This is a genomic window from Betaproteobacteria bacterium, from assembly GCA_016720065.1.
Lineage (GTDB): Bacteria > Pseudomonadota > Gammaproteobacteria > Burkholderiales > Rhodocyclaceae > SSSZ01.
Window position 1 is genome coordinate 1510768 of record JADJXY010000002.1, and the last position, 20311, is coordinate 1531078.

The window sequence follows — 20311 nt, forward strand, 5'->3', positions numbered from 1 at the left end:
CCCCCACCTGATGAGGAAAAACCCGTGAAACTCCCCCTGATTCCCAACCTGTTTTTATCTGCTGCCTTGATGTTCGCCGGCAACGCCGCTTTCGCCCACGACGATGCCACCCTCGACAAAATGAAAGCCCCGAATGGCGGCCAACTGCGTATGGCCGGGCCGTATCACTTCGAACTGCTGGTCGACAAAAACAACAAGGAGGCCAAGGACAGTCCGATTACGGTCTATCTCACCGACCATGGTGAGAAAAAGATCCCGGCGGCCGGCGTCAGCGGTACGGCAACGATTCTGGCCGGCAAGTCGAAAGTGACGGTGCCGCTGTCCCCGGCTGGCGACAACAAGCTGAGCGGGGTCGGCAAGTATGTCTCCGATGGCCATATGAAGGTGGTTGTCTCCATCGTCTTCCCGGATAAAAAGACTGAGCAGGCCCGGTTTTCCCCGCTGGCAGCGGAGCATGCTGAAGAGCATAAGCATTGACCGGCAAAAGCCACGGCAAGTACCGTCTGTGCAAATTACAAAAATGTAATCAAGGAGTCAGTCTTTTGTTGGTATTGCTTGGCCATACTGCCCTCAGTCAATCGAACGAGGAGTGATTTCCATGGCAAAGCCGATAACTATTCTGCTGACGCTGTTTGCCCTTGGCGCAGCGGTAAACCTGCCGGCCAGCGCGGCAGATGCGGTCGACGTCTATAAAAGTCCCTATTGTGGATGCTGCGAAAAATGGGTCGAGCATCTGCAGCAGGCGGGATTCGCTGTGCGAACCCACGACGTCAATGACGTGCCGGCTGCTCGCCAGCGGCTGGGCATGCCCGAGCGCCTCGGTTCATGTCACACAGCCAAGGTCGCCGGCTATGTTGTCGAAGGACACGTCCCCGCCGCCGACATCCAGCGCCTGCTCAAGGAAAAACCGAAGGCCATCGGCTTGGCCGTGCCTTCGATGCCGCCCGGATCTCCCGGCATGGAGAGCCCCAAGCCGGTTCCCTACAACACGCTGCTGGTCCAGGCCGGTGGTGCAACCACCGTATTTGCCAAACACTGACCCCTATTCCTCAACAGGAGAAAACCATGAAAGCACTCTTCACCTCAACCCTGATCGCCCTCGTCACCTTGGGTGCTGCGCCGGTTCAAGCGGCTGGCGATCATGCCGGCCACGGCATGGCGATGCAGGCAACTGCTTCCACAGAAATGCAGATGGTTGATGGCGTAGTCAAGAAAGTCGACAAATCGGCCGGCAAGGTGACGCTCTCCCATGGGCCGTTGACCAATCTGAGTATGCCGGCGATGACCATGGTTTTCCGGGTCAAGGATGCGAACTGGCTTGATCAGATGAAGGCGGGCGACAAGATTCGCTTCATGGCTGACAATGTCAATGGCGCGGTAACCATTGTGCATTTCGAACCGGCCAAATAACAACGAGGGCGATGGCATTCCGGGTAAGCCACCCGGAGTGCCCATCGCTTTGTGAAGTCGCGTTTCACAGGGAGGTCGTATGCGACGATTCAGGCTTGCCCCCATTTTCGCCTTGCTAATGGCCATCGGCTTGGGCATGCCCGCACTGGCTCAGGAACCGGCTATCGGCGCTTCGGTCGACAGCCTGCTCGATTTCGCCAAGACGCGGAACCCCGAGTACGCGGCAATGCAGGCTGAAGCGGAGGCCTCCGGCCAACGCATTACATCGGCCGGGGCGCTGCCCGACCCCAAGTTCCGGGCCGAGTTGCGGGACATTACCCGCATGGGCGAGCAGAACGCCACGCTTTCCCCAAGTCGCGTCGGCAGTACCAAATATCTGTTGATGCAGGATATTCCCTGGTTCGGCAAGCGCGACCTGAAGCGGGAAATTGCCGAGTTCGAGGCCGAAGGTGCCAAGGGGCGGGTTATGGGGACATGGGCCGACATCGCCGGCCGGATCAAGGTCAATCATGCCCAGTTGTACTACCTCCACGGCAGTGAACGACTGACCCGCGAAATTCTCGACCTGATGATCCGTCTGGAAAAGATCGCCCAGGTCCGCTACGCCGGCGGCCTGGCCGCCCAGCAGGATGTCATTCGCGCCCAGGTTGAACAGACCACAATGCGCAATGAACTGATCGCGCTGGAAACCGAGCGCCATCATCTGCATGCCCGCCTGAACGCCTTGCTGGCCCGGCCGAGTCGGGCTCCTCTGGCTGAGCCGAGCCAACTGCGGACACTGCCGCCACCGGCCAGACTCGACTATGTCGCCCTCGAAGAGCGCGTCCGCGCCAGGAATCCCCAGTTGTTCGCCGACGAGTCGCGGATCAGAGCTGCCGAAAAATCCCGCGATCTGACCTATAAGAATCGCTATCCCGATATAACGCTCGGCGTCTCGCCCATCCAGTACCAGAACGAGGTCAAGGAGTGGGAGTTGATGCTCGAAATGAATATCCCGCTGCAGCAGTCCTCGCGCCGGGCTCAGGAACGAGAATCCGAATCCATGCTGAATGCGGCCCGGGCGCGCAAGGAAGCGACCGCGAACCAGGTGGTCAGTGACCTCGCGGAAGGTCTGGCCGGTATCGAGGCCGCCCGGCAGACCGAAAATCTGCTAACCAATAGCCTGCTGCCGCAGGCTGAACTGACCTTTCAGGCCGCCTTGGCCGGCTATGAAACCGGCAAGGTCGATTTCGCCACGCTGCTCGATGCCCAGCGGCAAATCCGCCAGGCCAGACAAAATCAGATCAAGGTACAGGCCGAGGCGCAAATGCGCCTGGCGGAAATCGAACGGCTATTAGGGGAAGATCTATGAACAAGGGTGCAGGACTGACCATCGGCGCCATCGCGGTCGCTATAGCGGCCGGCGGCGGCTATTGGCTGGGCGGGAAAGGCGGCACCTCACACGGTGAATCGGCAACACCGGCGACAGCCGCTTCCCCGGAGCCAGCCAAAAAAGAAAAGAAACTGCTCTTCTACCGCAATCCGATGGGGTTGCCCGACACCTCGCCGACGCCCAAGAAAGATCCGATGGGGATGGACTACATCGCCGTCTATGAAGGTGAGGCGGACGACGAGCCGGCGGCCGCCAATCAGATCAAAATCAGTACCGAGAAGGTACAAAAATTGGGCGTGAGGACCGAAGACGCGCAACTGCGCGCCCTCGACAAAGTGGTCCGCGCATCCGGTCGGATCGAGCCGGATGAACGCCGCATGTATGCGATTTCGCCCAAGTTCGAGGGCTACGTCGAGCGCCTGCACGTCAATGTCACCGGCCAGCCCGTTGGCAAGGGGCAGCCGCTTTTCGAGGTGTACAGCCCGGAACTGGTTTCCGCCCAGCGCGAATACGCGATTGCCGCCCAGGGCGTCGAATCGCTGAAGGAAGCCGGCGGACCAGCGCGGGACGGCATGAAGCAACTGGCCGATTCCAGCCTGCTGCGGCTCAAAAACTGGGACATCTCGGAAGAACAAGTCAAGGCCTTGGCCAAATCCGGCGAGGCGAAGCGGACGATGACTTTCCGCTCGCCGGTGGCCGGCATCGTCACCGAGAAAAAAGCCGTCCAAGGCATGCGCTTCATGCCCGGCGAGGCACTCTACCAAGTGGCGGACCTCTCCTCAGTGTGGGTCGTCGCCGATGTTTTCGAACAGGATATCGGCCTCATCAAGACCGGAGCCAAGGCCAAGGTCATGATCAATGCCTATCCGGGCAAGACTTTCGAAGGCACGATCAGCTATGTCTATCCGACACTGAATGCGCAGACCCGTACCGTGCCGGTTCGCGTCGAACTGGCCAATCCGGGGCTGCTGCTCAAGCCGGCCATGTTCGCCCAGGTCGAACTGCCGGTGGGCGCCAAAGGCCAGGTCGTCACCGTGCCGACCTCCGCCGTCATCGACAGCGGTGCCCGCCAGATCGTGCTGGTCCAGCAAGGCGAAGGCCGCTTCGAGCCGCGCGAAGTCAAACTCGGCGCCCGCAGCGACAACCATGTCGAAGTGCTGGAGGGTGTCAAGGATGGCGAGCAGGTGGTGGTCGCCGCCAACTTCCTGATTGATGCCGAGAGCAACCTCAAGGCAGCGGTCGGCGGTTTCGGCCACGCCGCCCACGGCGCCGCCCCAAAAGACGGGCAAGCGGCAGCCTCCGGACAGCCAGCCGCCAAAGGAACTAGCCACCAGGCCGAAGGCACGGTGGATGGCATCGACGCAGCGGCCGGCACGATTAGTCTCAATCACGGCCCGGTCGCCAGCCTCAAATGGCCGGCAATGACGATGGAGTTCACGGTCGCCAACCAATCGCTGCTGCAAGGGCTGAAACCGGGAGCCAGGGTCGCCGTCGAGTTCGTCGAACGGCAGCCCGGCGAATGGGTTATCACGGCGCTCAAGCCGCTGAGCGGCACGCCGGCCGCCGGTGCCAACCCGCACGCCGGTCACTGACCGGTAGCCACGGAGAGTCGCCCCATGTTGGCCAACATTATCGAATGGTCGGGCCGGAACCGCTTCCTGGTCCTGCTCGCCACCTTGTTCATCACCATCGGCGGCATTTATGCCGTGTTGCGCACCCCGATCGATGCCTTGCCCGACCTCTCGGACGTCCAGGTCATCGTCTATACCGAGTATCCCGGCCAGGCGCCGCAGGTCGTCGAAGACCAGGTCACCTACCCGCTGACCACGGCCATGCTGTCGGTACCGAAATCGAAGGTGGTGCGCGGCTTTTCCTTCTTCGGCGCGTCCTTCGTGTACATCATCTTCGAGGATGGCACCGATATCTACTGGGCCCGCTCGCGTGTGCTGGAATACCTGAATTTCGCCTCCAGTCGCATGCCCAAGGGCGTCACCCCCTCGCTCGGACCGGACGCCACCGGCGTCGGCTGGGTCTACCAGTACGCGCTGCTGGCCAAGGACAAGACGCTGGCCGAACTGCGCACCATCCAGGACTGGTACGTCCGCTATCAGTTGACCAAGGCGCACGGCGTCGCCGAAGTCGCATCGATCGGCGGCTTCGTTCAGACCTACCAGGTCACCGTCGACCCGGTGAAACTGCGTTCCTACGGCATTCCGCTGATGAAGGTAGCGCAGGTGATCCGCGACTCGAACCGCGATGTCGGTGGCCGTGTCGTCGAGATGGCCGAAACCGAGTACATGGTGCGCGGCAAGGGCTACCTGCGCGGCAAGAGCGACCTCGAAACGCTGGTCGTCAAAAGCGACAAGGGCACGCCAGTGCTGATCCGCGACATCGCGCGCGTCGAACTGACGCCGGACGAGCGGCGCGGCCTGACCGAACTCAACGGTGAAGGCGAAGTCGTGTCGGGCATTGCCATGGCGCGCTACGGTGCGAACGCGCTGGAAGTCATCCACAACCTGAAAGCCAAGATCGACGAAATCGGCGGCGGCTTGCCCGAGGGCGTCACGGTGCAGACGGTGTACGACCGTTCCGAACTGATCCACCGCGCCATCGACACGCTGAAGCGGACGCTGCTTGAGGAGGCACTGATCGTCGCGCTGGTCTGCATCGTGTTCCTGATGCACGTGCGCAGCGCCCTGGTCGCCATCCTGATGCTGCCGGTCGGCGTGCTGATCGCTTTCATCGCCATGCGCTCGCTGGGCATGAATTCCAATCTGATGAGCCTGGGCGGTATCGCCATCGCCATCGGCGCCATGATCGACGCCGCCATCGTGATGATCGAGAACGCCCACAAGCACCTGGAACGCCTGCCCGAGGAGCACACCAAGGCCGAGCGTGCCGACGCCATGCTCGCCGCCTGCAAGGAAGTCGGCCCGGCGCTGTTCTTCTCGCTGCTCATCATCACGGTTTCCTTCCTCCCGGTGTTCGCGCTGGAAGGCCAGGAGGGGCGGCTGTTCTCGCCGCTGGCCTTCACCAAGACGTTCTCGATGGCCGGTGCGGCGCTACTTTCGGTGACGCTGGTGCCGGTCCTGATGATGCTGTTCATCCGCGGCAAGGTCATGCCGGAAGCAAAGAATCCGGTGAATCGTTTTCTGATCTGGGTCTATCGGCCGATCATCGCCGGCGTCATGCGCTGGAAGAAAATGACCATCGTTGCTGCCGTCGTCGCCTTGGTGGCCTCGATCTACCCGGCCTCTCAACTCGGCTCGGAGTTCATGCCGACGCTCAACGAGGGTACGCTGCTCTACATGCCGGCGTCGCTGCCCGGCATGTCGATCACCAAAGCCGCCGAGTTGATGCAGACGCAGAACAAGATCATCAAGAGTTTCCCCGAGGTCGCTTCGGTCTATGGCAAGGCCGGGCGCGCCAATACGGCGACCGATCCGGCGCCGACCGAGATGTTCGAGACGGTGATCAACCTGAAGCCGGAGTCCGAATGGCGCCCGGGCCTGACCACCGACAAGTTGATTGCCGAACTCGACAAGGCCCTGCAATTCCCCGGCGTCGCCAACGCCTGGACGATGCCGATCAAGGCCCGCATCGACATGCTGTCCACCGGCATTCGCACGCCGATCGGCATCAAGGTCTTCGGCAAGGATCTCGGTGAGATGGAAAAAGTGGCCAAGGAAATCGAGGCCGTGGTCAAAGCCGTGCCCGGCACGACCAGTGCCTTCGCCGAGCGCATCACGGGCGGCTTCTATCTCAATATCGAACCGGACCGCGAGCAACTGGCGCGCTACGGCCTGGCCATCGGCGACCTGCAGGATGTGATCGGCACGGCGCTGGGCGGTGAGATGGTGACGACCACGGTCGAGGGGCGGGAACGTTTCGGTGTCACCGTGCGCTACCCGCGCGAATTGCGCTCCGATCCGCAGCAGATCGCCCGCGAAGTGCTGATCCCGACCATGGACGGGGCGATGATTCCGCTCGGGCAACTGGCCAAGGTCGTTGTCGCCAAGGGCGCACCCAGCATCCGTACCGAAAACGCCCTGCTCTCCGCCTATATTTATGTCGACATCCGCGACCGTGACATTGGCAGCTACGTGGCCGATGCCAAGAAGGCGGTCGCCGAACAGGTCAAGTTCCCGGCCGGCTACTACGTGACCTGGAGCGGCCAGTTCGAATACATGGAACGGGCCATCGAGAAAATGAAGATCGTCATCCCGGTGACACTGCTTTCGATCTTCCTGCTGCTCTACCTCAATTTCAAGCGCATTACCGAAACGCTGATCGTCATGCTCTCGGTGCCCTTCGCGCTGGTCGGCGGCATTTGGCTGATGTGGTGGCTCGGCTACAACCTGTCGGTCGCCGTTGCCGTCGGTTTCATCGCGCTGGCCGGCGTTGCGGCCGAGACCGGCGTCATCATGCTGATCTATCTCGATCATGCCTGGGAGGAACTCAAGGCCAAGCGGCGCGCCGAGGGCCAGGTACCCGGCCTGGCCGATCTTTACGAGGCGATCATGGAAGGCGCAGTCGAACGGGTGCGACCGAAGATGATGACGGTCGTGGCAATCATGGCCGGCCTGCTGCCCATCATGTGGGGTACCGGCACCGGCTCGGAAGTGATGAGCCGCATCGCGGCGCCGATGGTCGGCGGCATGATTTCTTCGACGGTCCTGACCCTCGCGGTGATTCCGGCAATCTACGCGCTGGTTAAACAGTGGCGCCTGAATCGGGGTGTCGAGTAATGAATCTTATCAACGCAAGGAGAACGTGATGTCGAAGAAGCTCTTGGTGGTTGCTGTGACGGTAGTCGGACTGTTGCTGGGCGGGTGTGCCAGTAGTGAATATGCGGGCGGCTCCGGAAACGACTCGCACGCCGGTCATTCCCACTAATCGGTTCCCATGCTTGGCACCAGAGCCGCCAAGCAAGGCACCACCAGCCAGCCGCTCATTTTCTGTTCTACCGCTCCACCCGGTGTCAATCAAGAACAAGGAGTCAGCTCATGAAAGCAGAATCTGAACATCATCACCCCGAGCCGTGGTATCGATCTCGTGGCGCGGTCGTCGCTGCCATGATCGCGGTCATCCTGGGGTTCTTCATCGTTCGCGAGCATTGGGAACATCTAGCCGGACGGTGGATTTATTTGCTCCTTCTGCTCTGTCCGTTGATGCACTTCTTTGGTCACGGCGGACATGGCGGTCACGGCAAGGAAAAAGGCAGCGATGAACAAAATTCGTAGACGACAGTTCGCCGTGGGGTTGATCGCGTTGTTCAGTCTGTCGGTGCAAGCCCAAAGCTGGCAGGTGCCCAAACCCAGTCCAGGCCTGATGCCCAATCCGGCAGCCGGCAAGACACTATTCGCGAAACATTGCGCGGCCTGTCACGGTACGGAATTGAAAGGTTCGGACAAGGGACCGCCTCTCCTGCACCGCATCTACGAGCCCTCGCACCATGCCGATGCCGCTTTCCAACTCGCCGCCAAGAACGGCGTGCGCGCCCATCACTGGAAATTCGGCGATATGGCGCCGGTGCCGCAGGTAACACCCGACGACGTGGCACACATCACGGCCTATGTGCGCAGCGAGCAGCGCAAGGTTGGTATCGACTAAATAGAAAGTAGTCATGAGGCAAAATCTGGCTGGAGCCTGTGCAACTTTAGCAAGATCCCTTTTGCGGTCGGCTTTCTCTCCTGCGCGACTGTTGCTGATGGCCTTGCTGCAGAGCAAGGCCAATTTTTTCTAAATTGGCCCACGGGGCATGCTGGATCAACTTTGAGCAAATTGCATAGTTGTGATTTTTTGATTAAAGGGAAGTAGCCATGACCAGCGAACACTCAGGGCAACATCACGACCATGCTCATCATCACAACCATTCGTCGTCGGTTTTGAAATCCATGTCGAGCAACGTTATCGATCCCGTCTGCGGCATGACCGTCAAGCCGGACTCGGCCCATGCGACGGATCTGGATGGCATCCATTACCGATTCTGCAGTGCCAAATGCAAGTCAAAATTCGATGCCGAACCGGCGCGCTACCTGGCGCCCGAGCCTGAAGAGGCCGCCGTTCCGGGCGCCGAGTACACCTGCCCGATGCATCCGGAAATCCGGCAGATCGGCCCCGGCACCTGCCCCAAGTGCGGCATGGCGCTCGAACCGCTGCTACCCGATTTAGACAAGGACGAGGACAACACCGAGTACCTGGACTTCCGCCGCCGCTTCTGGGGCAGCCTGCCGCTGACCGTGGTCGTGGTCGTCCTGGCGATGGTCGGGCACCGGCTGGAAGGTCTATCGCCAGCGGCCCGCACTTGGGGCGAACTGCTGTTCAGCCTGCCCATCGTGCTCTGGGCCGGCGCGCCGTTCTTCGTGCGGGGCTGGCAGTCGCTTGTCCAGCGCAGTCCTAACATGTGGACGCTGATCAGCCTCGGCACCGGTGCGGCATTCGCTTACAGCGTCGTGGCGGCGCTAGCGCCTGGCCTGTTTCCACCTTCCTTCATTGCCCACGGCCGGATCGGCGTTTATTTTGAGGCGGCAGCGGTCATCATCTCGCTGACCCTGCTCGGCCAAATGCTTGAACTGCGCGCCCGTTCGCAAACCACGGCCGCCATCAAGTCGCTGCTCGGTCTTTCCCCGAAGACGGCCCGCCGCATCAACCCGGACGGCATAGAGGAGGATGTGCCGCTGACTCATGTCCATGTCGGCGACATGTTGCGCGTACGTCCTGGCGAGAAGGTGCCGGTAGACGGCGCAGTGATCGAAGGTTCGAGCGCCATCGATGAGGCGATGCTCACCGGCGAGCCGCTGCCGGTAACGAAACGCCCCGGCGACCAGGTGATCGGTGCCACCATGAACACCGCCGGCAGCCTGGTCATCCGTGCCGAGAAGGTCGGCGCCCAGACCATGCTCGCCCAGATCGTCCAGATGGTCGCCCAGGCCCAGCGCTCGAAGGCGCCGTTGCAGCGGCTGGCCGACGTCGTCGCCGGCTATTTCGTCGTCGTCGTGGTCGCCATCGCCCTAATCAGTTTCTTCGCCTGGGGCTTTTTCGGCGGCGAGCAGGGCTGGGTCTTCGGCCTGATCAACGGCGTCTCGGTGCTGATCATCGCCTGCCCCTGCGCCCTCGGGCTGGCGACGCCGATGTCGATCATGGTCGCCACCGGCAAGGCGGCGACCCAGGGCATCCTGTTCCGCGACGCGGCGGCCATCGAGCGGCTGCGCGAGGTGGACACGCTGATCGTCGACAAGACCGGCACCCTGACCGAAGGGCGGCCGGCCTTCGAACGCGTGCTAGCTGCACCCGGCATCGCCGAGGACGAAGTGTTGCGCCTGGCGGCCAGCCTTGACCAGGGCAGCGAGCATCCGCTGGCCGACGCCATCGTCCGCGCCGCCCGGGAACGCGGGCTGGCCCTCGACAAGGCCGAGCAGTTCGAATCGGCCAGCGGCATCGGCGTACGCGGAACGGTCGGCGGCCAGCGCCTGGCCCTCGGCAATGGGGCGCTGATGGCCGAGGACGGCATCGATATCGACGCCCTTGGCAAGGAAGCGGAAACCCTGCGCCAAAGCGGGGCCAGCGTCATGCATCTGGCGGCCGACGGCCGCCTGCTCGGTTTGCTGGCGGTCGCTGACCCAATCAAGGCGAGCACCCAGGAAGCCCTGACCATCCTGCGCCAGGCCGGGCTGCGCATCGTGATGGCCACCGGCGACGGCCTGACCACCGCCCGGGCGGTCGGCGCCAGCCTGGGCATCGACGAAGTGCACGGCGAGGTCAAGCCGGCCGACAAACTGGCGCTGGTCGAACGCCTGCAACGTGAGGGACGCATCGTGGCGATGGCCGGCGACGGCATCAACGACGCCCCGGCGCTGGCCAAAGCGGATGTCGGCATCGCCATGGGTACCGGCACCGACGTCGCGATGAACAGCGCCCAGTTGACGCTGGTCAAGGGCGACCTGCGCGGCATCGCCCGCGCCCGTCTGCTCTCCGTCGCAACGGTCGGCAACATGCGCCAGAACCTGGCCTTCGCTTTCCTCTACAATGCCCTCGGGGTACCGGTCGCGGCCGGTATCCTCTACCCCTTCTTCGGGCTGGTGCTGTCGCCGGTGATTGCGGCCGCGGCGATGAGTCTGTCGTCGGTCAGCGTGGTCGGCAATGCGCTGCGTCTGCGCGGGCAACAATAAAACAGAGATCTGCTGATGTCCTCACGATTGCCTGGCATAACTACCCAATACGAATGGCGCGACTGCTACAGCGTCGGGAACGCCATCATCGACCAGCAGCATAAAAAGATGTTGCTACTGTGTGCTGAGTCGGAGAAATGCTTGGAGAGCGCCGGTCCCGAAAGTTGTGAAAAATTTCATGATCTCCTCAACGAAATGGCTGTCTGTGCCAGAGAGCATTTTGCGAAGGAAGAAGAATTGCTGCTTGCGCGACATTACCCGATGCTGGCCGAGCACGCAGAAGAGCATGAACGATTCCAAACCGCGCTAGTCGATTTTTTAGTCTCCGCAGTGCAAGGCGAACAAGACAAGACCGGGGTGTTCCGTTTCCTGTCCGAATGGTGGATTCACCATATCCTCGTATCAGATTTGGACTGTAAGCCGTATTTCGAAGAAAGCTGAGCCCTTACGGAATACTCCTCAACATCAGATTGCACCGCAGTTTCCTGACATAAATGTAATCAATAAGTCATCCCGGTGACAGTTGCGAAAGCGCAGACTTCAAAGTGTCAGGTATTTATCAGCGATCCGACATTTCTCACCACTCTTCTGGAGATCCATCATGAAATTGCAATCCACGCTTTCAGCAATCCTGTTGGCCACCGCCGCGCTGTCCTTGGGAGTCCAAGCCGCCGACGCCGACAAAGCAGCGCCTGCCGCAGAAATGAAGATGGAGCAAGGCGCCAAGCCCGCCAAGGCAGTCAAGCCGCACTCGCACGTTGAAGAAAAAACCGGCGTTCCGCAAAAGGCGCCGGCCGCCGTTGATCCCGACAAGAAGAATGCTGCGCAGGACAAGGACAAGCACTACCACCCCCGGGATATGAAATAACGGGTTTCCGTTACCAGGCTGTTCGCAGAAGCCTGCACAGTTCGGCTGACTTGGTATACGGCTTGGCACTGATTGAGATGGCGCCAAGCCGGGAGGGAGAGCGACCGTGACAAAAGCCGTGACCACAAGCCGCGATCCGGTGTGCGGCATGGCTATCGAGGTCGCTCGCTCCTCACGCTTCATCACCTATCGCGGCATGCTCTACCACTTCTGCTCGGCCCACTGCCTCGAACGCTTCAATGATATCCCGGCCCTCTACACCGGCTCACAGCGGATTGCCGATATCCGCCCCATCCCGAAACGACGCAAACTGCGACTGGCGAACGGCAACGAATCGGACATCCAACGCGCCGGCCGACGTGTCGGCGAAATGATTGGGGTAATCTCCGTCATCACGGGGAAAAACCAGCTGCTGGTCGAATACGATTTGAGGAAAACCATCCTCTCCCAAATCGAAGCGGTGGCCACCGCCGAGAGCTTGCGGTTTAAAGATGGGTTCCATGGCTTCAGACGACGCCTTTGGAAACTGGCGGAAGCCAACGAGTTGGAAAATGCCGCCCACCCCGGACCCGGAGCCTGCTGTAACCGGCCTCCCGTCAGGTTGCGCTGACCGAACCCGCGAAACGACGGCATCTACCTTTTCCGGACATCTGTCGAATTCCATGCACCGAGTGCTGCGGGCCAATGCCTGCGATGCGACTACCGGCTGCATTGACGCGTCGCGAAAGCCCAGATTTATCATTACATTTCGCCAGCTGTTTTGTAATTCGATGGTTATGTTGTCGACAGTCGCCGGGTCGCACACTGGATACATCATTACAAGCAGAGGAGAAGATCATGCGTATCGCACTCGCTCCAATTCTTGCCGGGATTGCCTTTCTGACCCTAACGGCATGCACCTCGGTGCCGTCGGTCGGTGAAATTCCGGCGAGCATTGCCAATGCCACCACAGCCGCCGAGCACCAGCGAATAGCTGCCTATTTCGCGGAGAAGGCGGCCAGCTACGATGCCGAAGCGGCTTGGCACGAAAAAATGGCGCTCTCCTACGCGAGCCGCCCGAAAGGCGATCTGGCGGCGATGCAATCTCACTGCCGCTCGCTGCAGGCGCAGTTCACCAATGCCGCCAAGGATGCGCGCACCCTGGAACAGGCACACCGCCAATTGGCCGGCAACTCCGGCAAATAGATGCGGTCACGGCAGGCAAGCCGTTGCCCTAAACGTTCGCGTCGCGTAATCCGAAATAAATAGCGCGCCGCCACTCTCGACAGCCACAAGGTATCGCCCACAAATTGCCAAAGGAATACAAGGAAAAAGGCGAGGACTGACAAGTAATCGCCCTTTTGATTGAGTCAAACCAAAGTTCAAGGAGATTTTCATGGCTATCGATTCCATTAGCCGCAATACCATCACCAGCGCTACGCGCCAGCCCGTCGAGAGTCCACTAACCCAAGAGCTAAAACAAGCCGAACGCCAGGAAGTCAGGGCGCAAGAAGTCTCACAGCGCCAAGCAGAGGAAACGTTACCGCCGGTTGTGAATATTCAGGGCCAAACCACCGGGACGCTAATCAACATCGTCGCCTGAGTTGGGGAACGTGTTTGGGTGAAAAGCACTTGGGCCGACAGTTTGGCCAAAAACGGTTCCCGCCCGCTATGTTGTTGCACCTGACATTTGAATGACAAACTTGTAACCGCGGGGTTATGTATGCGTCAGTCTCACCGCCGCATACTGCAATTATTCAATATCCTGGATAAAGGAAGAAAAAATGCTGGAAGTTGCTGATCGATTGAAAAGCCAGTGTCAGTCACAACTTGAACTGACCTTGAATCTTTGCAATTTAGGGCTGGGATGCTGCGAGCGCCTAACGGAAATCAATGGACAGTTTGCCCGAGCACTCCTGACTCAGGCCGGAACGGATAGCCAGTCGTGGCTGCGGGGTGATGCGAGCGGTTTCATGGTGGGAACGGGGCGGACCGTCCTGGATCATTGGGCTTCGATGCTCGCCTGTTGCACTGATTTTCAGCGGCAGGTATTGACCGGTTTGGCAAAGAAATGACCTCTTGTTCGGTGGTGGGGCGTAACTCCGGCACCCAACGGTCAGGCAAGCACTAGCCGGCCCGCAGTCGAGTTCGCGCGCATCAGCAAGTAAAGCCCCAATGCCGCGGATCGACGCCATCGCCAATTCTCCACCCCTTCAGCCGCCGGTCGATGGCGGTCATGCCAATCACGGCGCCACGGCGGGAGCCTCTTTTGCCGATGCGCTTTCGCAAGCCATCGGCCAAACTGGCGCGGCAGCACCGCATGGCAAGCATGGTGGTGGCACTACCGGCAATAGCCAGCATGGCGGGCATGGTGGCGGCTTGACTTCGTCCAGCAGCGAGCCGCACCCGCAGCATGTTCCCTTGTCCAGCCAGGCACAGGGCGGAAAAGAACATAGCGTTCAGGAAATGGCCCTTGGAGTGCGCGCCTACCGCCAGCAGGTGATTGCCTCCAATATCGCCAACGCCGATACGCCCGGCTACAAGGCGGTGGACATCGATGTCGAGGAAGCCATGCGCATCGCCCGATTGGCCTCCCAGGTGCTACCAACAACGCTGGCGACGACCGGCAGCGGCCACATTTCCGGGATGGCTGTTTCCGCCCAGCCACCCTATCCACTCAAGTACCAGGTGCCGAGCCAGGATAGCGCGGACGGCAACACGGTTGATATGGATGTCGAGCGCACCAAGTTTTCCGATAACTCGATCATGTACCAGTTTTCAGTTGATCGGGTTAGCGGCCACTTCAAGATGCTGATGGAGTTGTATCAGTCCTTGAAATAAATGACATCGCCTTTCCATGGAACTTCACAAACCTCCTGAACATGGTGATCGCTGCACCTGTCGTATGCTCGCCGCGGCCGTCGGTTGTAATCCCAAGACTTTGACTTATAACTATTGCCGAACGGTGCTGCAAAAACGTTGGTTTGTGGAGTGCAATCACGGTTGCTGCAATGAGCAAAAAACCGTCGCGCCCCGTGATGCATGGCACGATCTTGGGCCCATCGACCCGATCAAGGCTATCCTGATCATCAACGAGTGATCGATCAACTCATGCCCATCATGAATGCCCAAACCGGCTTTTACACCGCCAACCCGGAAGGCGCCCCGCCCAAATGAAAAACGCCACCCTACCGCAAACTCCCCGGCAACTGCGTTGGATGCTGGCTAGCAAGTTGGGAGCCACCTCGATCTTGATCGGACTGGCAGCAGGAGGGGGCTCGTACCTGCTCGAAACGTCGAGGACCGAGCAAGCGGCACTGGATCGCGCGACGACCAGCGCCCGCCACTTCGAGTCGCCGGCCATGCAAATGGCCTTTGATGGAAAAGCACAGGAGGAGCACGGTACACTCAACCGCCTGCTGGATCGAACCCGGTTTGTCGGCATTCGCGTATTCAGCCCGAGCCGAGCGCTGATCTACGAAACTTGGGAAGATATTCCGGCAACCCTCGTCGCTGCCGCCAAGTCCCGGCAGCATGACTGGCCGGAACGCGGTCAAAGTCACCGAAACTGGATCGAAGTGTCAGGCGAACGGCTGATCCAAGTCGTCTTGCCATTGTTCGGGAGCGATGATTCGCTGGCCGGCTATGTGGAAGGCGTCAGCCGTCTCGATGAGGAAAGCTTGCTAGCTCAGCGAGAACAAGTCCGCGCCGCAGCCCTGACCGCCACCTTGTCTGTCCTGCTCACGGCACTGCTACTCTATCCCTTGCTGTTGGCCATGCTGAAGCAATCGACCGGGCTGTCCCGACGCCTGCTGGACTCCAATCTCTCCCTGATGCACTCCCTCGGCAACGCCGTTGCCAAGCGGGATTCGGATACCGACGCCCACAACTACCGGGTCACTTACTATGCAGTCGCTTTGGCCGAGGCGATGGGCCTGCCGGAAAAGGAGATTGCCGATTTGGTGGTCGGCGCTTTTCTGCACGATGTCGGCAAGATCGGCATTCCCGACCGCATTCTGCTCAAACCCGGCAAACTGACCGCCGAGGAATTCGAAATCATGAAAAGCCATTCCCTGCTCGGCACCGAGATCGTCGCCGGGAACCGTTGGCTGGCGGGCGCGGCGCAGACCATTCGCCATCACCATGAGCGGTTTGACGGTGCTGGCTACCCAGACGGCCTGCGCGGCGAGGCGATTCCCCGTATTGCCCGCGTTTTTGCAGTGGTTGATGTCTTCGACGCACTAACCTCGAAACGCCCCTACAAGGAGCCGATGACGCTCGCTGAAGCGCTGAGCATTATCGAGAGAGATGCCGGTCAACATTTCGACCCGTTGGTCGTTGCCGTATACATCAAGATTGCGCCTGGCTTGTACACCAAGGCGGTGCAGGTTGACGATGCCGAATTGCGGCAGGGAATGCGCATGTTGCTTTCCCGCTATTTCAAAACAGAAACGGCCCCCGAAGAAGGAGCCGCTTTCGTAACGACACAGTCGGTGATTTAGCCGCGATGATCCTTATGGAGCAGACTGTCGAGACGCATGACTTCGTCACCATGCATAATGATCTTCTGGCCATCCTTGGCTTCCATCACGGTGTCTTTCTTCATGCGCACCGCGCGGCCAAGTTTGTCTTCCATGCCCATTTTTCCGTCCTTGAAAATGTAGACCGTGGAGCCATCTTTCAACTCGATCGATTTTTCAACCTGTGCCGCATCCACGGCAAATGCGGTCGCCGTAACGGCACTCATCGCAACAACCATCAACAATTTTTTCAGCATTTTGTTTCTCCACTAATTTAACGCACTGGTAATACCTCTGTTTGCAACGCTTACAAGCGTTCAACTTGCTTGATAGCCGCTTCACGCTCCGTGAGAGTCGATCGATTAGCCGCCCTCATGCCCTTTCTTGAGCAGAGAATCGAGACGCATGACTTCGTCGCCGTGCATGATGATCTTCTGACCATCCTTGGCTTCCATCACGGTGTCTTTCTTCATACGCATGGCGCGACCATATTTATCCTCCATGCCCATTTTGCCGTCCTTGAAGATGTAGACCGTCGATCCGTCTTTCAATTCGATCACCTGCTTGGCAGCAGCACGGGCTTCATCAGAAGCAAACGCAGTAGCGGTCACCGCGCTCATCGCGACAACCATCAACAGTTTTTTCAGCATTTCTTTCTCCTTGAGAGTAATGGACTTGCATTTCAATGCTACCTACGAGAACCTGTCAGCTCCCCGACGAGGCAATGACATTTGTGTCATCGCCTCGTAATCTTTCACTCAGCCGCCGGTGTAGGCCGGGTTCTCCGTGACATACACCGTCACGCCCTCAGCCCCCGGAATAACCTTGGCAAGCGGAAACGACGCAGTGCCCAGGGTATCGAACGTCCAGGTGACGCTCTTGCTGCCAACATTGATCCGGATGGTTTCGAGGCGTGTGACATTCAGGTACTTGGTGCCGCTGTCGATATTCACCTCCCGAACAGCTGCGCTGGACGCTGCGTAGCCGTAGGGCGCGAGTTGGTTGGTGGTCGGCTGACTCTTGGATTCCGAGACATGTGAAAGCCAGTGCAAACTCTGCCCTTCTGAGTAGTCCTCGTGGGCATAGCTGGTTCCGGCAACAGAAAAACCGAGAGCAGCGATCAGGGTTAGTTTGGCAATGTTCGTTTTCATGATTCTCTCCTTGTGAGATCGGGTTAATCGTGTCGGACCTCTTTCGTCCAACCGTGATGTCATCTTAGGAGTGCGCTACCAACAGGACGCTGACCTGGAGATTACGTTTCTGATAGCCAATTTGTAATTTCCTGACAGGTTTCCAGATGCCGCCAAGCCAATTACCCAGATTGGGCCATCACGAAAATTAACCATGAAATGCGCCTGAAAAAAATTACGTGGTCAGCACATTTGTTGGAGAGGCCCTCATGAAACTTACCGCAGATAATCTTGCAACCTTTCATACACATGTACTGATAACGTAAGTCCCCCTTTCCCGACCTCGATGGCGAAATCCCCCTCATAAGCTTCCCATTCCCGGGAGACGCCCCAGGTGGCACCGCCTACTCTTCGACCATGCGCTCGCAAGCGCAATACGTCACCGAATCGAGGTCAGGCCCATGTTCACTGCTGCATCGACGACGCACCGGCACAACACAATTCCCCGTCCGCATCAGAGCGGGCAGCAGGAGATCATCGAAACCCGTCTGTGGCTCGAAGAGCACGATTGGCTGTACCGGTTGCTACGCAGCGAGACCAATGTATCGCCGACCTTTCGTTTCCCCGACCTCATCAGCGCCTGCGTTTCGCAGGTCTTCGCCCTGCCGGATGCGCCCACACGCATCTTCCGCTTCCTCGGTACCGAGTTGGTGCTGCGCTCGCCGCAAACGCCGCGCCGCCGCGAATCGATGTGGCGGAACCAATATCAGCTACTGCAGGAATTGCAACGCTCCCCCGCCAACCGGCACCCCAACCCCAAGTTCCAACTCGACCAACTGACAACGGCCTGCGTAGCACTGTGCCGGATGCCGGATCCGTTAGGCACGAGCGTCTTGCAGCAGGCCCGCCTGAATATGGTGGAGCGTTCCCAACTCGAGCGTCTAACCGCATCTGGTTAAGGGCCACTTGACCTCAAATCCGCCCCCAGGCGTACCCCACCCACGCTGATCCGTTCGCTCATCGTCACCTTGCCCGGTTAGACCCGGACCGACCCGAATCCCACCCAGGCAGTCCGCTCACCGCTGACTACCCAGACTTGGCTGCCCGCTTGGCGGTCTGTCCCGATTCCGTTCGAGAGGTGATCAATGCGTTCGTCGTCCTTTGTCTCCCTGGCTACCCTGGCTGTCATGGCAACGCTTTCTCCCCACGCTTTGGCCTGCTGGGGAGAGGCAGGACAGCGCTATGGCGTGTCAGCCGACCTGCTCTATGCGATCGCCCGAGTCGAATCGAACCTGAACCCGAAAGCCGTCAACAGCTCGCACTTTCAACGCACCAAGTCCTACGACATTGGACTCATGCAGATCAACAACCGTCATCTCTCGGTGCTGTCACGCCACGGCATCAGGGAATCGGACCTTTTTGATCCTTGCACCAACATTCAGGTTGGTGCCTGGCTGCTGTCCGATCTGTTTTCCCGGCACGGAACGACCTGGGATACGGTCGGTGCCTACAACGCAGCCTGCTCGCGGCTCAAAGGCGAGGCTTGCGCCAAGGCCCGCGCCCAATACGCCTGGCGGGTTTACCGCCAATTGCCGGCCCAACGGAGCAGCCAATTCGTCAAGGCACCGAACGCGGTCAAGCCGGCGGCCTCGGGCGGGATGCTTGCAATGATGTCGGTGCGGGTGGCGCGATGAGATTTGGCTCACTACGCCACTGGACGCTCGGCCTCATGGGCGGCTGTACCCTCCTGGCCGCCGCGTGCAGCCTGTTCCCCACGCCGGTGTCACCCGATCACCAGGCAATCCTGCAGCGCGCGGCACCGGCGCAGTTGGCCCAACTCGATTTCGGCCAGCAGGCGAGGTTTGCACGCTGCATCCCACCCGCCTGCCCGATCCGTACCGCCAAGACACTCGCGCTGGAACCCCCTGACCCATCGGCCAAGCGCACCGATGCTTCCATCCCAACCGAGCCCTCCCCGTCCGCTGTACCGTCAGCCCCGACACCGAAGAAGGAAGTCTTCCGCACGCTCACCCTGCGCTTTGGCCTTGGCAGCGCCAAGCTGAGCCCTGCCGCTCGCACCCAATTGAATGAGGCGATGGCTGACCTCAAGTCGACACGCCGCATCACGATCCTCGGCCGTACCGACAACACGGGGCCGCTGGCCTTCAATGATTCGTTGGCTCTGGCGCGCGCCCTGGCTGTCCGCGACCACCTGCTCAAGACACATCCGAGACTGACGCCTGCCCTGACCATCAAGGCACAAGGCGGGTGCTGCTTCATCGCCCCGAACGATACCCAAGCCGGCCGCACGCAAAACCGCCGGGTCGAGGTGGTTTTTCAGATGAACGAGGGCCTGCCGCCATGACGCCGGGCGGCCCGATCTCCGTATTTGCAGCCTTTCACCCGCCGAGCATGCGCTCCCACCTGCAGGGCATCCCGATGCCCACCTGCCTTTTCCACCCCATTCAACGTTCGATTCTTCCCCGGAGGTACTCATGAACACTGCTGTGCTGGTTTCTTCCCCCCGTGTTGCCGCGCGCAAACCGATCATGGTCGCGATGCTGCTGGCGACGATCGCTCTCGGCCTCGGCATCGCTTTTCCCGGCTACGCCCTGGACCTGGTCGCCTTTACCGGCATCACCGGCCCGCTGACCTCGGCGCTGACCCAGATCGCCGCGCTCGGCCCCGGCATCAAGGCCCTGGTCGGCTTCGTCGGGTTCGTGGTCGCGCTCATCTCGCTCTCTGCACTACGCAACTTCGGTCCGGTCCTGTTTTACGTGGGCCTCGCCATTTTTGCCGCCGTGGGTCTCGTGATCGCCGGCGCGATCATGGGCGCAGTGATCTGAAACGCCGGCATCGAC

General features: G+C 60.1%; 25 protein-coding genes. 22 read left to right on the forward strand and 3 right to left on the reverse strand.

The window, feature by feature from the left end; genetic code table 11:
* The first annotated feature begins 24 nt into the window (after positions 1 to 24).
* The 18 genes from IPM73_10220 (at position 25) to IPM73_10305 (ending at position 16302) form a co-directional block, all read left to right on the forward strand.
* Complete coding sequence (locus IPM73_10220; GenBank protein ID MBK8918403.1) at positions 25 to 477, forward strand: hypothetical protein; 453 nt, start codon at positions 25 to 27, stop codon at positions 475 to 477.
* Between the two features lie 121 nt (positions 478 to 598).
* Complete coding sequence (locus IPM73_10225) at positions 599 to 1039, forward strand: DUF411 domain-containing protein (protein MBK8918404.1); 441 nt, start codon at positions 599 to 601, stop codon at positions 1037 to 1039.
* Between the two features lie 26 nt (positions 1040 to 1065).
* A complete protein-coding gene (locus IPM73_10230) occupies positions 1066 to 1410 on the forward strand; it encodes a copper-binding protein (protein ID MBK8918405.1) in 345 nt (114 codons plus the stop codon).
* Positions 1411 to 1489: 79 nt separating this feature from the next.
* Entirely contained in the window at positions 1490 to 2761 is a 1272-nt protein-coding gene (locus IPM73_10235; protein ID MBK8918406.1) for a TolC family protein, read from the forward strand.
* Positions 2758 to 4374, forward strand: a complete 1617-nt coding sequence (locus tag IPM73_10240) for an efflux RND transporter periplasmic adaptor subunit (protein ID MBK8918407.1) — start codon at positions 2758 to 2760, stop codon at positions 4372 to 4374. Before IPM73_10235 ends, IPM73_10240 begins: the two co-directional genes overlap by 4 nt.
* A gap of 24 nt (positions 4375 to 4398) precedes the next feature.
* Positions 4399 to 7530 carry an efflux RND transporter permease subunit gene (locus tag IPM73_10245; protein ID MBK8918408.1) on the forward strand — a complete coding sequence of 1044 codons (3132 nt, stop codon included), beginning with the start codon at positions 4399 to 4401 and terminating at the stop codon, positions 7528 to 7530.
* A gap of 258 nt (positions 7531 to 7788) precedes the next feature.
* Positions 7789 to 8025: a DUF2933 domain-containing protein gene (locus IPM73_10250; GenBank protein MBK8918409.1), complete on the forward strand. Its 237-nt coding sequence runs from the start codon at positions 7789 to 7791 to the stop codon at positions 8023 to 8025.
* The gene (locus IPM73_10255) at positions 8009 to 8395 is read left to right on the forward strand and encodes a cytochrome c (GenBank protein ID MBK8918410.1); all 387 of its coding nucleotides are present in this window, start codon (positions 8009 to 8011) and stop codon (positions 8393 to 8395) included. Before IPM73_10250 ends, IPM73_10255 begins: the two co-directional genes overlap by 17 nt.
* A gap of 209 nt (positions 8396 to 8604) precedes the next feature.
* Positions 8605 to 10953 (forward strand): heavy metal translocating P-type ATPase, encoded by a 2349-nt coding sequence (locus tag IPM73_10260; protein ID MBK8918411.1) that lies wholly within the window; start codon positions 8605 to 8607, stop codon positions 10951 to 10953.
* A 15-nt stretch (positions 10954 to 10968) separates the two neighbouring features.
* Positions 10969 to 11394: a hemerythrin family protein gene (locus IPM73_10265; protein MBK8918412.1), complete on the forward strand. Its 426-nt coding sequence runs from the start codon at positions 10969 to 10971 to the stop codon at positions 11392 to 11394.
* 160 nt (positions 11395 to 11554) lie between these two features.
* A complete protein-coding gene (locus IPM73_10270; protein MBK8918413.1) occupies positions 11555 to 11821 on the forward strand; it encodes a hypothetical protein in 267 nt (88 codons plus the stop codon).
* A gap of 106 nt (positions 11822 to 11927) precedes the next feature.
* Positions 11928 to 12431, forward strand: a complete 504-nt coding sequence (locus IPM73_10275; protein MBK8918414.1) for a YHS domain-containing protein — start codon at positions 11928 to 11930, stop codon at positions 12429 to 12431.
* 227 nt (positions 12432 to 12658) lie between these two features.
* On the forward strand, positions 12659 to 13006 hold the full coding sequence (locus IPM73_10280; GenBank protein ID MBK8918415.1) for a hypothetical protein: 348 nt from the start codon (positions 12659 to 12661) through the stop codon (positions 13004 to 13006).
* Between the two features lie 190 nt (positions 13007 to 13196).
* Complete coding sequence (locus tag IPM73_10285) at positions 13197 to 13403, forward strand: hypothetical protein (protein ID MBK8918416.1); 207 nt, start codon at positions 13197 to 13199, stop codon at positions 13401 to 13403.
* A 181-nt stretch (positions 13404 to 13584) separates the two neighbouring features.
* On the forward strand, positions 13585 to 13875 hold the full coding sequence (locus IPM73_10290; protein MBK8918417.1) for a hypothetical protein: 291 nt from the start codon (positions 13585 to 13587) through the stop codon (positions 13873 to 13875).
* A gap of 304 nt (positions 13876 to 14179) precedes the next feature.
* Entirely contained in the window at positions 14180 to 14641 is a 462-nt protein-coding gene (flgB, locus tag IPM73_10295; protein MBK8918418.1) for a flagellar basal body rod protein FlgB, read from the forward strand.
* 16 nt (positions 14642 to 14657) lie between these two features.
* Positions 14658 to 14900 carry a hypothetical protein gene (locus tag IPM73_10300; protein ID MBK8918419.1) on the forward strand — a complete coding sequence of 81 codons (243 nt, stop codon included), beginning with the start codon at positions 14658 to 14660 and terminating at the stop codon, positions 14898 to 14900.
* Positions 14901 to 14973: 73 nt separating this feature from the next.
* The gene (locus IPM73_10305; GenBank protein ID MBK8918420.1) at positions 14974 to 16302 is read left to right on the forward strand and encodes an HD domain-containing protein; all 1329 of its coding nucleotides are present in this window, start codon (positions 14974 to 14976) and stop codon (positions 16300 to 16302) included.
* Here the strand turns inward: IPM73_10305 and copK (IPM73_10310) are convergent.
* The 3 genes from copK (IPM73_10310) to IPM73_10320 form a co-directional block, all read right to left on the reverse strand.
* A complete protein-coding gene (copK, locus tag IPM73_10310; protein ID MBK8918421.1) occupies positions 16299 to 16577 on the reverse strand; it encodes a periplasmic Cu(I)/Cu(II)-binding protein CopK in 279 nt (92 codons plus the stop codon). The two genes, IPM73_10305 and copK (IPM73_10310), sit on opposite strands and share 4 nt — an antisense overlap.
* Positions 16578 to 16682: 105 nt before the next feature.
* The gene (copK, locus tag IPM73_10315; GenBank protein ID MBK8918422.1) at positions 16683 to 16970 is read right to left on the reverse strand and encodes a periplasmic Cu(I)/Cu(II)-binding protein CopK; all 288 of its coding nucleotides are present in this window, start codon (positions 16968 to 16970) and stop codon (positions 16683 to 16685) included.
* A gap of 108 nt (positions 16971 to 17078) precedes the next feature.
* Positions 17079 to 17471 carry a CzcE family metal-binding protein gene (locus tag IPM73_10320; protein MBK8918423.1) on the reverse strand — a complete coding sequence of 131 codons (393 nt, stop codon included), beginning with the start codon at positions 17469 to 17471 and terminating at the stop codon, positions 17079 to 17081.
* 440 nt (positions 17472 to 17911) lie between these two features.
* On the opposite strand from IPM73_10320, the gene IPM73_10325 reads away from it, so the two are divergent.
* From IPM73_10325 to IPM73_10340, 4 genes are all read left to right on the forward strand, one after another.
* Positions 17912 to 18409, forward strand: a complete 498-nt coding sequence (locus IPM73_10325) for a hypothetical protein (protein MBK8918424.1) — start codon at positions 17912 to 17914, stop codon at positions 18407 to 18409.
* A 186-nt stretch (positions 18410 to 18595) separates the two neighbouring features.
* Complete coding sequence (locus tag IPM73_10330; GenBank protein ID MBK8918425.1) at positions 18596 to 19144, forward strand: lytic transglycosylase domain-containing protein; 549 nt, start codon at positions 18596 to 18598, stop codon at positions 19142 to 19144.
* Complete coding sequence (locus IPM73_10335) at positions 19141 to 19815, forward strand: OmpA family protein (protein ID MBK8918426.1); 675 nt, start codon at positions 19141 to 19143, stop codon at positions 19813 to 19815. Before IPM73_10330 ends, IPM73_10335 begins: the two co-directional genes overlap by 4 nt.
* A gap of 130 nt (positions 19816 to 19945) precedes the next feature.
* A complete protein-coding gene (locus IPM73_10340) occupies positions 19946 to 20296 on the forward strand; it encodes a hypothetical protein (GenBank protein ID MBK8918427.1) in 351 nt (116 codons plus the stop codon).
* The last annotated feature ends 15 nt before the right edge of the window (positions 20297 to 20311 follow it).

Bases quoted from the DNA above. Each gene is read 5' to 3' on its own strand.
- IPM73_10225 (MBK8918404.1), top strand. From the start codon at position 599: ATGGCAAAGCCGATAACTATTCTGCTGACGCTGTTTGCCCTTGGCGCA.
- IPM73_10230 (MBK8918405.1), top strand. From the start codon at position 1,066: ATGAAAGCACTCTTCACCTCAACCCTGATCGCCCTCGTCACCTTGGGT.
- IPM73_10235 (MBK8918406.1), top strand. From the start codon at position 1,490: ATGCGACGATTCAGGCTTGCCCCCATTTTCGCCTTGCTAATGGCCATC.
- IPM73_10240 (MBK8918407.1), top strand. From the start codon at position 2,758: ATGAACAAGGGTGCAGGACTGACCATCGGCGCCATCGCGGTCGCTATA.
- IPM73_10245 (MBK8918408.1), top strand. From the start codon at position 4,399: ATGTTGGCCAACATTATCGAATGGTCGGGCCGGAACCGCTTCCTGGTC.
- IPM73_10250 (MBK8918409.1), top strand. From the start codon at position 7,789: ATGAAAGCAGAATCTGAACATCATCACCCCGAGCCGTGGTATCGATCT.
- IPM73_10255 (MBK8918410.1), top strand. From the start codon at position 8,009: ATGAACAAAATTCGTAGACGACAGTTCGCCGTGGGGTTGATCGCGTTG.
- IPM73_10260 (MBK8918411.1), top strand. From the start codon at position 8,605: ATGACCAGCGAACACTCAGGGCAACATCACGACCATGCTCATCATCAC.
- IPM73_10265 (MBK8918412.1), top strand. From the start codon at position 10,969: ATGTCCTCACGATTGCCTGGCATAACTACCCAATACGAATGGCGCGAC.
- IPM73_10270 (MBK8918413.1), top strand. From the start codon at position 11,555: ATGAAATTGCAATCCACGCTTTCAGCAATCCTGTTGGCCACCGCCGCG.
- IPM73_10280 (MBK8918415.1), top strand. From the start codon at position 12,659: ATGCGTATCGCACTCGCTCCAATTCTTGCCGGGATTGCCTTTCTGACC.
- IPM73_10285 (MBK8918416.1), top strand. From the start codon at position 13,197: ATGGCTATCGATTCCATTAGCCGCAATACCATCACCAGCGCTACGCGC.
- IPM73_10290 (MBK8918417.1), top strand. From the start codon at position 13,585: ATGCTGGAAGTTGCTGATCGATTGAAAAGCCAGTGTCAGTCACAACTT.
- IPM73_10300 (MBK8918419.1), top strand. From the start codon at position 14,658: ATGGAACTTCACAAACCTCCTGAACATGGTGATCGCTGCACCTGTCGT.
- IPM73_10305 (MBK8918420.1), top strand. From the start codon at position 14,974: ATGAAAAACGCCACCCTACCGCAAACTCCCCGGCAACTGCGTTGGATG.
- copK (MBK8918421.1), bottom strand. From the start codon at position 16,577: ATGCTGAAAAAATTGTTGATGGTTGTTGCGATGAGTGCCGTTACGGCG.
- copK (MBK8918422.1), bottom strand. From the start codon at position 16,970: ATGCTGAAAAAACTGTTGATGGTTGTCGCGATGAGCGCGGTGACCGCT.
- IPM73_10320 (MBK8918423.1), bottom strand. From the start codon at position 17,471: ATGAAAACGAACATTGCCAAACTAACCCTGATCGCTGCTCTCGGTTTT.
- IPM73_10325 (MBK8918424.1), top strand. From the start codon at position 17,912: ATGTTCACTGCTGCATCGACGACGCACCGGCACAACACAATTCCCCGT.
- IPM73_10330 (MBK8918425.1), top strand. From the start codon at position 18,596: ATGCGTTCGTCGTCCTTTGTCTCCCTGGCTACCCTGGCTGTCATGGCA.
- IPM73_10335 (MBK8918426.1), top strand. From the start codon at position 19,141: ATGAGATTTGGCTCACTACGCCACTGGACGCTCGGCCTCATGGGCGGC.
- IPM73_10340 (MBK8918427.1), top strand. From the start codon at position 19,946: ATGAACACTGCTGTGCTGGTTTCTTCCCCCCGTGTTGCCGCGCGCAAA.